8 protein-coding genes are annotated in these 14,048 nt (G+C 36.0%); 7 read left to right on the forward strand and 1 reads right to left on the reverse strand.

The genetic code is table 11. The annotated features are described in order from the left end of the window. Positions 1–102: 102 nt before the first annotated feature. From DW006_RS04990 to DW006_RS05015, 6 genes are all read left to right on the forward strand, one after another. A complete protein-coding gene (locus DW006_RS04990; RefSeq protein ID WP_117999315.1) occupies positions 103–2,655 on the forward strand; it encodes an Ig-like domain-containing protein in 2,553 nt (850 codons plus the stop codon). Between the two features lie 75 nt (positions 2,656–2,730). Next, positions 2,731–3,918, forward strand: a complete 1,188-nt coding sequence (locus DW006_RS04995) for a hypothetical protein (protein ID WP_117999316.1) — start codon at positions 2,731–2,733, stop codon at positions 3,916–3,918. Between the two features lie 391 nt (positions 3,919–4,309). Next, entirely contained in the window at positions 4,310–4,864 is a 555-nt protein-coding gene (gene pth / locus DW006_RS05000; protein WP_117999317.1) for an aminoacyl-tRNA hydrolase, read from the forward strand. A gap of 139 nt (positions 4,865–5,003) precedes the next feature. Beyond that, positions 5,004–8,501, forward strand: a complete 3,498-nt coding sequence (gene mfd / locus DW006_RS05005) for a transcription-repair coupling factor (protein ID WP_117999318.1) — start codon at positions 5,004–5,006, stop codon at positions 8,499–8,501. 248 nt (positions 8,502–8,749) lie between these two features. Continuing rightward, entirely contained in the window at positions 8,750–9,403 is a 654-nt protein-coding gene (locus DW006_RS05010; protein WP_117999319.1) for a hypothetical protein, read from the forward strand. Positions 9,404–9,705: 302 nt separating this feature from the next. Further along, a complete protein-coding gene (locus DW006_RS05015; RefSeq protein WP_117999320.1) occupies positions 9,706–10,743 on the forward strand; it encodes a D-alanyl-D-alanine carboxypeptidase in 1,038 nt (345 codons plus the stop codon). A 332-nt stretch (positions 10,744–11,075) separates the two neighbouring features. On the opposite strand, the gene DW006_RS05020 is transcribed toward DW006_RS05015, so the two are convergent. Continuing rightward, positions 11,076–12,113, reverse strand: a complete 1,038-nt coding sequence (locus DW006_RS05020) for a hypothetical protein (RefSeq protein WP_117999321.1) — start codon at positions 12,111–12,113, stop codon at positions 11,076–11,078. Between the two features lie 400 nt (positions 12,114–12,513). Here DW006_RS05020 and DW006_RS05025 point away from each other — a divergent pair, with 400 nt between their 5' ends. Further along, entirely contained in the window at positions 12,514–14,007 is a 1,494-nt protein-coding gene (locus DW006_RS05025) for a fibronectin type III domain-containing protein (RefSeq protein WP_158561074.1), read from the forward strand. The last annotated feature ends 41 nt before the right edge of the window (positions 14,008–14,048 follow it).

Consider the following 14,048-nt stretch of genomic DNA (forward strand, 5'->3'; position numbering starts at 1 on the left):
AATAGTAATTGAACGAGGCTGTCTTTTAGAGGTTGGCATAGGTAGTAAAGTCTTATGTTCTGCCCTAAAGGACAGCCTTTAGTAAATTGAAGGGAGGAAAAAATGAGAAAGTTTATTGCTTATTTATTAAGCATAGCTACAATGGTTGCAACATTACAAACTTATGTACCCGCTTATGAAGGTCAGCCACTTGGAAAAAATGTAGCTTTTCATAGAAATGTTGAGGTATCAAAAGAATCAGCAAAAAATGATTATAATAAGTTAGATTTTTTAACAGATGGAAATCTTGAAACAAAATATCAGTCACCACTTGTAAAAAATAATCCGGATAATGCATATGAAGATTATCAGGCATGGAGCATGGATTTAGGAAGAGAGTACGAGATTGATAAGGTAGTATTGTATTGGGAAGTAGCAGCGGCAAAGGAATATGATATCTATGTTTCAGACGACAAAAAAGACTGGACAATGGTTGCAACAGAAAAAGCAGGGGAAAAAGGAAGATTTAAATATGATTTTACTCCTGTTGATGCAAGATACGTAAAAATTGAATTAAAAGAAAGAGCCAGCGAAGGTTATGGCTATTGTATGTATGAATGGCAGGTGTTTACTGTTGGTAGTGCGGAAGAAAAGGCTATGCCAAATCTAGCCTTAGACGCCACAGCAACTGCTTCAAGTGAAAATGGTGATAATGTAGCCGCAAGAGCTATTGATGGCGATGAAACAACTATGTGGAGAAGTACACCATTATTTGAAGATTCATCAGTAACTGATGAAGTAAAAGCAGATGAGAACATAACACTTAGTTGGAATTCACCACAAACATTTGACACAGTAAAAGTTGTTTGGAATGGTGGATACATGAAGGGATATAAACTTCAAAAGTCTGATAATGGAGAAGACTGGACAGATATTGCAGAAGTAAAAGATGGCAAATCTGCTGAAACAAGAACAATTAGGTTAACTGAAGCGGTAACAACACCTTATTTAAGATTACAGGGTGTTACATATGGAGCATATTGTTTTGAAATAAAGGAAATTCAGGTTTACAATCAGACAAACATACCTGCAGAATATATTAATTTAAACTATTCAAATGTTAAACTTAACTTAGACGATGAATCTGAAAAGCAAATTAAACTTGAATATATTTTAGGACCATCTAATACAAGCCAGAAGGATGTTGTGTGGACTTCATCTAATGAGGCTGTTGCAGAAGTAAAAGATGGCGTTGTAACAGGAAAGTCAGTTGGAACAGCAAATATTACTATTGCTTCAAAGGATAATCCTAATGTGAAGAATACGTGTGTTGTAAAAGTATCAAGTGAGTTAGGTAAGTCTAAGGTCACAGCTGTTAGAAATGGCAAAGATATTAGGGTAAATTGGAGCAAGGTTAACCACGCAGAGTCATACGTTGTTACAAGATACAATAAGCTTACAGCAAATGATGAAGTAATATATGAGGGAACAGCAACTGCATGTGAAGATAAGGATTTGCCTTCAGGAAAATATGTTTATATTGTAAAGGCAATTGTAGATAAAAATGACGCTAGTGCAGATTTATACAGTGATTCGGAAAGTGAAGAATCTGAACCTGTTATAATTCCTGAACCTGTAACAGGTGTAGAAATAATCAACGATTACAAGAACGTTAGTATGTTTGTTGGAGGAAGCCAACAGATTAAGTATGGTATTTTACCGGCAAATGCTACAAATACTAATGTTACATTCAAAAGTTTAGATGAAAAAGTAGCCACAGTTGATAAAGACGGTGTTGTAACAGGCGTTTCAAAAGGAAACACAAAAGTTATAGTAACAACTGAAGAAGGCGGTTTTACTGCAGAATGTACAGTAAACGTTGATGGTATTGAGATTAAGGGCTTTGAAAGAGTTGGCGGCAGAGACATAACAATTGGAGAGAATCAGACTCGTCAGTTACAGGTTAGTATTACACCTGAAAATGCAACTGATAAGAAGATTCAATGGACAAGCACTAATGAAGCTGTTGCAGCAGTAGATGAGAATGGTCTTGTAACTTCAAAGAGTGCCGGCACAGCAATCATTACAGCAAAAACAAACAATGGTTTACAGACTGAATTTTTTATAACTGTAGATTCACCAGTTAAAAGTATTTCACTAAATTATAAAAATGCTACTCTTAACCCTGGTAAAACTTTGAAATTAATAGCAACAATCAGCCCAAGTAATGCAAGTAACAAGAAAATTACATGGATTTCAGCCAATGATACAATCGCCACAGTAAGTAATGGAGTTGTGACAGCTAAAAAGATAGGTGTTACGTATATTTCAGCAATTTCTGCAGATGGTAAAGTGATTACAACATGTACAGTTACAGTTACAAAGCCTATAGTAACAAAACCTGCTAAGGTAAACCTAAAATCAGCCAAGAAAAAAGGTACTAAGGTTACACTTAAGTGGAAGAAAGCTACTGACGCAGTGGGTTATGTAGTTTACATGAAAACAAATTCAGGTAAATATAAACTTGTTAAAACTATCAAGAAAGCAAAAACAGTTAAATGTGTATTAAAACTAAAAAAAGGAAAGAAGTACAGCTTTAAGGTTCGTGCATACAAGCTTGATGAGGGAAACAAAGTTTATGGAACTTATTCTAAAATAAAGAAAGTAAAGATGTAGAAATCCATAGTGAATTATTGTGGTAATATAAGAAGTGCATAATAAAATTTTAAACAAAATGATTAGGAGACAGAAATGAGAAAAGCATTATCAATTATTTTAAGTGTAGCGCTTATGGCAACATCAATTGTAGCTATTCCAAATAAAGTTAGCGCAGCAGCAGGTAAAGTTACACTTACTATAGAAAAATTATCAATAGGTCAGGGCTTATACGCAGGTCCTACACAGGTTACAATTAATAACGGTGATACAGTAAAAACAGTTATTGACCGTTACATGAATGATCATTCATTAAATTATGATTATACAACATCAAGTGGTTGGTACTTAACATCAATTCTTGGTGCAGACAGTACAAGAGTTGCACATATTCCAAATGAAATTGCAAACATAGCTGAACCATATGAATTTACAGATATGGATGATTATGGTTTGACACATTCTGGAACACCAATTTATGCACCTAACACTAATCAGAATCTTGGCAACAAAGACAAGAATCTTGGTGAAGGTGATTATGGCGTTATGTCAGGTTGGGTTTTCACAGTTAATAACAACGCAACTTACAGTGGAAAAACATTTAACAGAGAAGACGGTTTAACAAGCACAGATCCAACTGTAAGAAATGTTTATCAGTCTGGCGACAAAGTTAAAGTAAAAAACGGTGATGTTGTAAGAGTGATGTTCTCAGTATTTGGATATGGTGCTGATGTAGGTATTGATACAAAGAAGGCAACAGACATTAATAAAGTAAAATTAGCAAACAAAACAGAATTGTTAAGAGCTGTAGGTGATGTTAATAGTGCAAAATCTTACTGGACAGTTTACCCAAATGTTAATACAGCATACAATAACGCAGTGAAATTAACAAAGGTTTACAATCCTTCACAGGCATCAATTAACAGTGCAACAACAGCATTAAAAAATGCAGTTAAATATCCAAAGAATCCTGTAGTTGGTGCAGTTAAAATTAAGTCAGCAAAGAATGCAAAAGGCAAGAAGATTAAAGTAACATCAACAAAGATTTCAGGAATTACAGGTTTCCAGATTAAATACGGAAACAACAAGAAATTAAAAAACAAGAAAAAGAAAAAATGGAAAGCAACAACGGTTAAAACAACCAAAACAACTTACACAACAAAAAAGATTGTCAACATTAAGAAGAAAAAAGCATATATCAAAATTAGAGCTTACAGAAATGTAAACGGAAAGTATGTATACGGAAAGTGGACAGCAGTGAAGACAGTAAAGGTTAAGAAATAACATAATAGAATTAAAATCATTTGAAATAATAATATAGAAACAGCTTATGATAGACTTAAAGGACAGGTTTAGAGTTAAACTTGAAGTTTGAGTATGTCATGGGCTGTTTTTTAGTTGTAGATGTATAAGAATAGAAAAAAATCATCCATCTATATCAAGTAGAAACAAGGAAAGGGCATCCCATTACAAGCCTAGAAAGCGAAAAGTGATGCCCCAAGGGGGAAATATGAGAGAAGACAGATAGAAGTCGTAAGATACGAATAAGGCAAGAACATAAAAAATATAGAGTCATAATATCTATAATATACACATCATTAAATCTCTTAAATTGAATTTAGGCCTTTATAATGGTATAATTGTAATTTAGACAACGAAAAGGAATGGAATTAATATGTATGCAATTATAGGTCTGGGAAACCCGGAAAAGAAATATGACAAAACAAGACACAATATTGGTTTTGACGTAATAGATGAACTTGCCAGCCAAATGGGAGTGCAGGTTAATACAAAAAGACATAAGGCATTATGTGGTATTGGACAAATTGGAAGCGAAAAGGTTATACTTGTGAAACCTCAAACATATATGAATTTAAGTGGGGAGTCTGTTAGGGCTGTAATGGATTTCTACAAGTTAGATCCAACAAAAGACATAATAGTAATCGCAGATGATATTAGTTTACCAACAGGCAAGATTCGTATTCGTGCCAAAGGAAGCGCTGGCGGTCATAATGGTTTGAAGAGCATAATTGCTCATGCAGGCACAGATCAGTTCACAAGAATCAAAGTTGGAGTTGGGGCTAATCAAGGTGACCTTGTAAAACATGTTTTAGGAAAATTTTCAAAGGGTGAAAGAAAAATAGTTGACGATGCTGTAAGAAATGCTGCATCAGCTTCAGAAGTTATTGTTATGTATGATGTACAAACAGCCATGAACAAATTTAATTAGAATATTTTTGATGAAATACGTGCAGAAAATATATTGGTTAAATAGTAGTGGAGAAGATACATTAAAATATGCAACGCAAGAAGTGTGGCACAATAAATAGGCAATGTAGAAAGCAAGTTAATGAGGCTCGGTATATAGTATGAATTATTTTGATTATTCACTAGAAAAATTAAATGAATATGAGCAGGTCAGGGACTGCTTATCCAGGAAGAAATCCTGTCAGGTGACAGGGTGTGGAGATTCCCAGCTGGCTCATTTTATTAACGGATTAAGCAATGGCTACAAGCAGAAAGTCATTGTTACTTTTAGTACCATAAAAGCTAAAGAACTGTACGATGATATGAAAGGTTTTACAGATGATGTTGTAATGTATCCGGCAAAGGATTTGATTTTCTTTAGCGCGGATGTTCATGGAAGCTATATACTCCAGCAGAGATTAGAGTTTATCCAGAAGGTTGTGGAGAACAAGCCTTTTACGGTGATAGTTACGGTAGATGCTTTTCTTGATAAAATACAACCATTGGAAAAGATAAAGGATAATTATATTGAAATTGGCGAGGGTAGCATTGTGGAAATGGATGCCCTGAAAACAAAACTTGCCGTGATGGGCTATCAGGCAGTAACACAAATCGACAGCCCGGGACAGTTCGCAATTCGTGGTAGTATTTTGGATATTTACACTTTAACAGACGAGACACCTTACAGAATTGACTTTTGGGATGACGAAGTTGACATTATCAAAAGCTTTGACGTGGAAAGTCAGCGCTCAATTGAAAATATAGAAAGTGTGAAAATTTATCCGGCAAGCGAATATTTCCTTGATAAAAAAACAATTGAGGATGGCATTGCCAAAATTAAAAAAGAATTAGAGAAATCTGAAAAGAAATTTAGAGAAGAATTTAACACAGAGGAAGCTAATAATTTAAAAAATACAGTTGGTGAGTTTTTGACAAATATGGATATTAATCCATATAGCGTGGCAATTGATAGTTATGTAAACTATTTTTGTGAGAATTTAGTGAGCCTTATGGATTACTTCGATGAGCCTATATTTTTTATAGATGAACCGGCAAGGGTGGAAGAACAGTTAAGAGTTGTGGAAACTGAATTTAAGGAAAGCATGAGCCACAGACTGCTTAAAGGGTATGTGCTTTCAGGTCAGACAGACATTTTGTGGGACAAAAATTATATTTTAAATAGAATAAATGACCAACAAAAAGTCCTTTTTACAACTATAGCTCAAAAAGTAAAAGGCTTTAATGTGGAAGAGTTTGTTGATGTGGATGCGCGAAACATCAGCCCATATAACAGCCAGTTTGAAATGCTTGTGGAGGACTTGAAAAAATACAAGAAACAGAAATATTCTGTGTTACTTGTCACATCATCAGCTACAAGAGGGAAAAGACTTGCCCAGGATTTAAGGGATTTTCAGATTAGTGCTTTCTTTGAAAGTGATAGCGAAAGAGAAGTCCAGCCGGGCCAGGTGATGATTGTAAAAGGCTCCCTTCGAAAAGGTTTTACCTACCCAATGATAAAATTTGTGGCAATTTCTGACACAGATATTTTTGGGGAAAAGAAGAAACGTAAAAGAAAAAAACACGGCTATTCAGGAACAACTATTTCAAGTTTTGCGGACCTGAATATTGGAGATTACGTTGTACACGAAAATCACGGTTTGGGAATTTATAAGGGAATTGAAAAAGTAGAAGTTGACCATGTGGTAAAGGACTATATTAAAATAGAATATGCAGGAGGCAGCAATCTTTATGTTTTGGCAACTCAGCTTGATATGATTCAAAAGTACGCTGATAGTGAAGCTAAACCACCAAAGTTAAACAAGCTTGGTGGACAGGAGTGGCGTAAAACAAAAGGCAAGGTTAAACGTGCCGTTGCAGATATTGCAAAGGAACTGGTACAGCTTTACGCAATCAGACAGAACGGAACAGGCTATCAGTTTTCTCCTGATACAGAATGGCAGAAGGAATTTGAGGAAATGTTCCCATTTGAGGAAACTGACGACCAGCTAACTGCAATTAACGATGTAAAAAAAGACATGGAAAGCAACAAGATTATGGACCGACTGATTTGCGGAGACGTAGGTTTTGGGAAAACAGAAGTTGCAATACGTGCGGCTTTTAAGGCGGTTCAGGACAACAAACAGGTTGCTTATCTTGTGCCAACAACAGTTCTTGCGCAGCAGCATTACAAGACTTTTAAACAGAGATTCAAGGATTTTCCTGTGAGAGTTGAGATGCTTTCCAGATTTAGAACAAAATCAAATATAGATAACACAATTAAGGATTTAAAAAAAGGATATGTGGACATAGTAATTGGTACACATCGACTTTTATCAAAAGATGTAAAATTCAAAGACTTGGGACTTTTAATTATTGATGAGGAACAACGATTTGGAGTAAAACATAAAGAAAAGATTAAAGAATTAAAAAATAATGTAGACGTAATGACTTTAACGGCAACGCCAATTCCAAGAACTCTTCATATGAGCTTAATTGGAATTCGAGATATGTGCGTTATGGAAGAGCCACCTCAGGAGAGAATGCCGATTCAGACTTTTGTTATGGAATATAATGACGAAATCGTGAGGGATGCCATTAACAGGGAGCTTGCAAGAGGCGGTCAGGTGTATTTTGTTTACAACAGAGTGCAGGACATTGCAGACATGGCAGGTAGAGTGCAGAGTCTGGTGCCTGATGCAAACGTGGCTTTTGCTCATGGACAAATGGGCGAGAGACAGCTTGAAGAAATCATGTATGATTTTGTAAATGGTGACATTGATGTGCTTGTAAGTACAACGATTATTGAAACGGGACTTGATATTCCAAATGCCAACACAATGATTATTCATGGGGCAGAGCGTATGGGTCTGTCACAGCTTTATCAGCTTAGAGGGCGTGTTGGAAGATCTAACCGTATGGCTTACGCATTTTTAATGTATAATAGAAACAAGATGCTTACAGAAGTGGCTGAAAAACGTTTGGGAGCCATAAGGGATTTTACAGAGTTAGGTTCCGGTGTGAAAATTGCTATGAGAGATTTGGAAATTCGTGGTACAGGCAACTTGCTTGGGGCAAAACAAAGTGGTCACATGGAAGCTGTAGGATATGACCTTTATTGCAAAATGCTGAATCAGGCAATTGAAACTTTAAAGGGCAACGAAGTAAATGATGACTTTGAAACAAAAGTTGATTTGGTTTGCGACGCATACGTGCCGGCATCATACATTAAGAATGAATCAATAAAAATGGACGTTTACAAACGTATTGCCGGTATTGAAACTTTGGAAGAATACGAAGATATGCAGGATGAATTAATTGACAGATTTGGCGACATACCAAATCAGGTTGAGAATCTTTTACAGATTGTACTCTTAAAGGCAGCAGCCCACAAAGCTTTTGTGACTGAAATTTCAGGCAACAAAAAATTAATAAAATTAACAATGTGGAATCATGCAAAAATCGACTCAACAAGAATTCCACTTTTGGTGAGAGAATACAAGGGCAGACTAAAATTTGTTCCTGAAAAATTAACTTTTGAGTACGCACCAAAGTCAAACGACAACAGCACAGTAATTGAAAGCGCAAAGAAATTAGTGGAGGCACTTTCCACGTTGAGATAAAATAAAAAAGAAAAACGCAGGGAGGAAAGTGGGAACACTTTGGCGTTTGGGTAAGATAAAAAAGAAAAACGCAGATAGGAAAGTGGGAACACTTTTGGCGTTTGGGTAAGATAAAAAAGAAAAACGCAGATAGGAAAGAGGGAACATTTTTGCGTTCGGGTAAGACAAAAAAGAAAAACGCAGGGAGAGTAGAGAACACACTTTCTGTGCTACAATAAGATAGGAAACGAAAGTACAAGGAGATTAAATTGAGAGTTTTAGGTAAAATAAAGAAAATATGTTTAGTTTTCATGGTGGCAGCCATGGTTCTAACACTTTTCGGGTGTGGAAGTTCAAGTAGCAAAAGTGAGCAGGAGTCATCTACAAAAACAGATGATAAAACAGTTGCCATACACGCAGGGAAAATCAAGGTATATTTAGATGAAGCCAAATACTACGCGTATACAGCCCAGGGAACTTACGAAACATACTACTTAACAAAGGGTAAAGATTTAAATTGGAACAAGAAGACAAGCAAAGGCGTTTCAATGGAAAATCTTGTAAAAAGCACAGTTCTTGATGATATTTGTAGGCGGGAATGTATGTATGCATTAAGGGATGAGTATGCAGTTACATTGTCTCAGGAAGAAAGCGACCAGATTGACATAAAACTTTCAAATTACTACACGGAGACAAATGGTGAGTTACTTTCAAAAATCGGAATTAGCAAAAGCAGACTAAAGAAGGTTTTCGAGAAAAAAGAAATTGCCGACAAGGTTGAAAACCTTATGTCTTTTAATGACAAAAAATTACCAGACGAAATGTATAAAAAGTGGAAAAGTGACAATACTGTTACGGCAGAAGTGCAGTGGGAAAATATTTCATTTAAACACCATATTTTTACGTCAGATGATTTATATTAGAAGTGAAAGTAATGCATGGGGAATTTCTACTATTGTAGATACTTTAGGGGTCATTAATGCCCCCCCCAGTTGAATAACCTTTAAGAATTTCTACTATTGTAGATAAAATCGGAACTAGGTTCCATCTTTCGGGTTGAATAGCCTTTAAGAAATTTTGTTATTAATTCTACCATTATAGATGAGTAGGCAAGGAGCATCCCTAAATTGCATTAAATTTTTTAGTAATTTAATTAAATAATTGATATTATATAGTTAATGTAAACAAGTAATTATACTGAAAGGAAAAACGAAGGAGTGATTTAATGAAAGCTCAAATAAGATGTTTGCTCAGTGCAATTCTTGTAGTGCTTTTAAGCATTGGAATTGTATTTTTGGGAGTAAACAGCGAAGAAAAAACAAAAACAATAGGTCCGGCCAAAACTGCGGTGCAAAGTGAAGCAGTTGTTAGGGATTTTATTCACGATAATTATGTGATTAGCGAAAAAAATCCATGGACAGATTACAGCCTGAAACCAATAGAGTATAAAGAAAGCAACCAGGAAATAAATAAGACAGTGGGTGCTAAGTCGGCAATATTGGTTGATGTGAAAAGTAAAGATATTTTGTATCAAAAGAATGCAGATGAGAGAAGAGCACCTGCTAGTACAACTAAATTAATGACGGCACTTACAGTGCTTCAGACTTTGAATTTAAATGATGTTGTAACGATTGGTGACGAAGTATATATGATTGCAGCAGATTCAAGTAAAGCAGGTTTTGCAAAAGGGCAGGTAGTTACAGTAGAGGAACTTCTTAACGGAATGCTACTTGCGTCAGGAAATGATGCTGCGTATATTTTGGCAAACGCCACGGGAAAAGCAATTTTTGAAGACAACATTGCAAACGAAGGTAAAACTTTTACACCTTCTCAATGTGTGGAGCGTTTTGTTCTTGAAATGAATAAAAATGTGCGTGATATGAATCTTGAAAATACACATTTTGCAACACCTGACGGATATGACGCAGAAGGTCAGTATACGTCAGCAAGTGATTTGTCGAAGATTGCAATGGAAGCATACAGTAACGAAACAATTGCCAGTATATGTGAGAAGTCAAGCTTCACATCAGAAACTTTAGGCAAAACATGGACAAGTACAAACCAACTGCTTCTAAAAAGCGGAAATTATTATTATGAATATTGCCAGGGAATGAAAACAGGAACCACTGACAGTGCAGGAAAGTGTCTTGTGTCTGTTGCAAAGAAAGGTGACAATCAGTGCCTTAGCGTGGTACTTGGAGAAAGCACAGACGAAGGACGATTTGGCGACAGCAAAGGCTTGCTGGAAGCCGGCGTACAGTAGAGACTTGTTAGGATGTTACGCAATAAAGACTTGTTGGAAAATTGCGTGAGTGAGACTTGTTAGGATGTTGCACAATAAAGACTTGTTGGAAACTTGCGTGAGTGAGACTTGTTAGGATGTTGCGCAATAAAGAATTGTTGGAAACTTGCGTGAGTGAGACCTTTCAGGATGTTGGCACGAAGTAGAGAATTGTAGGAAGTAGTGGGCAGTTATATGTAATACTTAGAAAGTATGTAGTTATATGTACTATCAAGCTATATGGAAAATGTAGGTGAAATAGATTGTATAAAGTGTAATTCACTAACATTTTCACTCATGTTAAAGAAGAAATATTAAAAGGGGTGGAAAACCCGGCAGGTTGCGAAGAAGCAAGAAAAGAAAAAGCCGGTAAACCCACCCCTTTGTTGTAGAAAACATCGAAAGGGGTGGAAAACCCGGCAGGTTGCGAAGAAGCAAGAAAAGCAAAAGCCGATAAACCCACCCCCTTTGTTGTAGAAAACATCGAAAGGGGTGGAAAACCCGGCAGGTTGCGAAGAGGCAAGAAAAGCAAAAGCCGGTAAACCCACCCCTTTGTTGTAGAAAACATCGAAAGGGGTGGAAAACCCGGCAGGTTGCGAAGAAGCAAGAAAAGCAAAAGCCGGTAAACCCACCCCTTTGTTGTAGAAAACATCGAAAGGGGTGGAAAACCCGGCAGGTTGCGAAGAAGCAAGAAAAGCAAAAGCCGGTAAACCCACCCCTTTGTTGTAGAAAACATCGAAAGGGGTGGAAAACCCGGCAGGTTGCGAAGAAGCAAGAAAAGCAAAAGCCGGTAAACCCACCCCTTTGTTGTAGAAAACATCGAAAGGGGTGGAAAACCCGGCAGGTTGCGAAGAAGCAAGAAAAGCAAAAGCCGGTAAACCCACCCCTTTGTTGTAGAAAACATCGAAAGGGGTGGAAAACCCGGCAGGTTGCGAAGAAGCAAGAAAAGCAAAAGCCGGTAAACCCACCCCTTTGTTGTAGAAAACATCGAAAGGGGTGGAAAACCCGGCAGGTTGCGAAGAAGCAAGAAAAGCAAAAGCCGGTAAACCCACCCCTTTGTTGTAGAAAACATCGAAAGGGGTGGAAAACCCGGCAGGTTGCGAAGAAGCAAGAAAAGCAAAAGCCGGTAAACCCACCCCTTTGTTGTAGAAAACATCGAAAGGGGTGGAAAACCCGGCAGGTTGCGAAGAAGTAAGAAAAGCAAAAGCCGGTAAACCCACCCCTTTGTTGTAGAAAACATCGAAAGGGGTGTAAAAACCGGAAAGCTCTCCTAAAACAAAAAGCAGTGAATAGACAATGGAAAACAGTACATAAAAATTAGGAATTAAAGCATGAAAAATAGAAAAAAACATACAGAATAACAAAATAACATAGAAAAACTACAGAAAAACAAAAAACATTCAAAAGAACTAAAAGTGTTTTTAACAGAAAAACGTTCCGCTAGGGATGAACCTTGGTGAGATAAGAAAGTAGTTGTATGGCAACACCTGATTGGTGAGTAGAATGTCGTAAGCGACATCGTTGTTCTTAAGCAAAAATAAAAGAATGAGACAAATGTAAACTAAAAAAGTTGGAAAAAATAATATAGCATATACATAAAATACAACAATGGTTTTTAGAAATTTATTGTAAGACAAAATCATGTTGTAGGCACAATCTAATTGCAAGCTAGGACTTTATCATAAGGCAGGATTTTCATAAGGCAGGATTTTGTCTGAAGTAAGATTTGTGTGAGCAGAAAGGAGAATGTATATGAAAAGTAAAATTTTAAGTTTTTTTATGACAGTAGCATTAATTATTACGATAATGCCACAAATGGTTTTGGGAGCAAATGGGCCATGCAGTGAAGAATATCCACCGGCGTATGTTGGACTATTTTCAGAAAGTACTTCAAAATATATTTTTTCAAATTTTTCACAGGATAAAGTAGAAAAAGTAAACGGAGTAACTTATGATAAAAAAACAAATACTTTAACATTAAACAACGTTAAAATGCAGGCATATAATCTTGTTACAAACGTTATGGGCGATGATTTTAAAGTTGTGGTTAAAGGTGAAAATCAGTTAAGAGCCATTTTAATTTGGGGTGATGGATATGGTGGAAATTTAACAGTTTCAGGAAATGGCAAATTAATCATAAACAAAAACAAAAAGCAGAAGTCAGCTATTTCTATGTATGCTGAGGGTACAAAAGGTTTACTTACAATTGAAAAGAGCGTAAATCTTGAAGCGTATTCGCAAAAAGGAGCTCCGGTAATTGAAACCGTATCAGCTTCAAATGGTGAACCTGCAAAAGCCATAGCCATAAAGGGAAAAACATCTGCCAAGGTTAATGTTAAACAGGTAAAAGAAAAGTACCAGATTCCTGTATCAGTTAAAGCCTATAGAACAGAAGACAGATATCAACTTGCTAAATTTGAAAAAGATGACAGGTACTATGGTGGAAATGCCAAGTATGACAACATGGGCGAAGAAACAGGCGAATATCAAATGTATGAAATGCTTCAAGATGAAAGCATAGAAGAGGGAAATATTGTATGGGTTGCAAAACCTATAGAAACACAAAGTAGCATAAAACCTGAAAATAATGGATATACAAGAGTGGTTGAAAACGGTCAGGATGCAAAATTTAATGAGGTCATAATAATGGATACATTTAGAGAAACTTATTTGTCAATGTATCATAGCACAGCTGACGGAAAGGATTATGGGGTATACACAGTAACATATATTAATGATGAGAATCCCGCCGGAATCCAAAAATATACTATTTATACAGTGAAAGATGACAGTATATTAGGCAAGGTTGCAACTCCGGTGGAGGGTAAGGTACAATTGTTGAAACTTCCAGACGATTTTGAACAAAAAATAGAAGGGGAATATTATTCATATAATTATAGTGTAGGTTTGGAAAAACTCGCTATTACAGGAGATACTCAAACAGCACCTACAGTAAAGAAAATTGGAACAGCTAAAATCAAAAAAGCAAAAAACAATAAAAAGAAAGCTGTAAGTGTTACTTGGGGCAAGGTAAATAATGCCAAGAAATATCAGTTACAGTATTCTTTAAACAAAAAATTTGCAAACAATAAAAAGTACAAAACGAAAACAATTACCACTGCAAAGACTAAAGCTAACATACGCAAGCTAAAAAAGAAAAAGACTTATTATTTTAGAGTAAGAGGTGTTAATGGAAAAAATGTTGGTAAATGGTCAGCAGTTAAAAGGGTAAAAGTGAATAAGTAGAAGAGATAAGGGATAAAATTAACAGATAATAAAAACCTCAA

Origin of the sequence: Eubacterium sp. AF36-5BH (genome assembly GCF_003460505.1) — a bacterium.
Classification (GTDB): Bacteria; Bacillota; Clostridia; order Lachnospirales; family Lachnospiraceae; genus Eubacterium_G.

Coding starts and splice junctions, on each gene's coding strand:
- DW006_RS04990 (WP_117999315.1), top strand. CDS start 103: ATGAGAAAGTTTATTGCTTATTTATTAAGCATAGCTACAATGGTTGCA.
- pth (WP_117999317.1), top strand. CDS start 4,310: ATGTATGCAATTATAGGTCTGGGAAACCCGGAAAAGAAATATGACAAA.
- mfd (WP_117999318.1), top strand. CDS start 5,004: ATGAATTATTTTGATTATTCACTAGAAAAATTAAATGAATATGAGCAG.
- DW006_RS04995 (WP_117999316.1), top strand. CDS start 2,731: ATGAGAAAAGCATTATCAATTATTTTAAGTGTAGCGCTTATGGCAACA.
- DW006_RS05015 (WP_117999320.1), top strand. CDS start 9,706: ATGAAAGCTCAAATAAGATGTTTGCTCAGTGCAATTCTTGTAGTGCTT.
- DW006_RS05020 (WP_117999321.1), bottom strand. CDS start 12,113: ATGTTTTTTTCTATTTTTCATGCTTTAATTCCTAATTTTTATGTACTG.
- DW006_RS05025 (WP_158561074.1), top strand. CDS start 12,514: ATGAAAAGTAAAATTTTAAGTTTTTTTATGACAGTAGCATTAATTATT.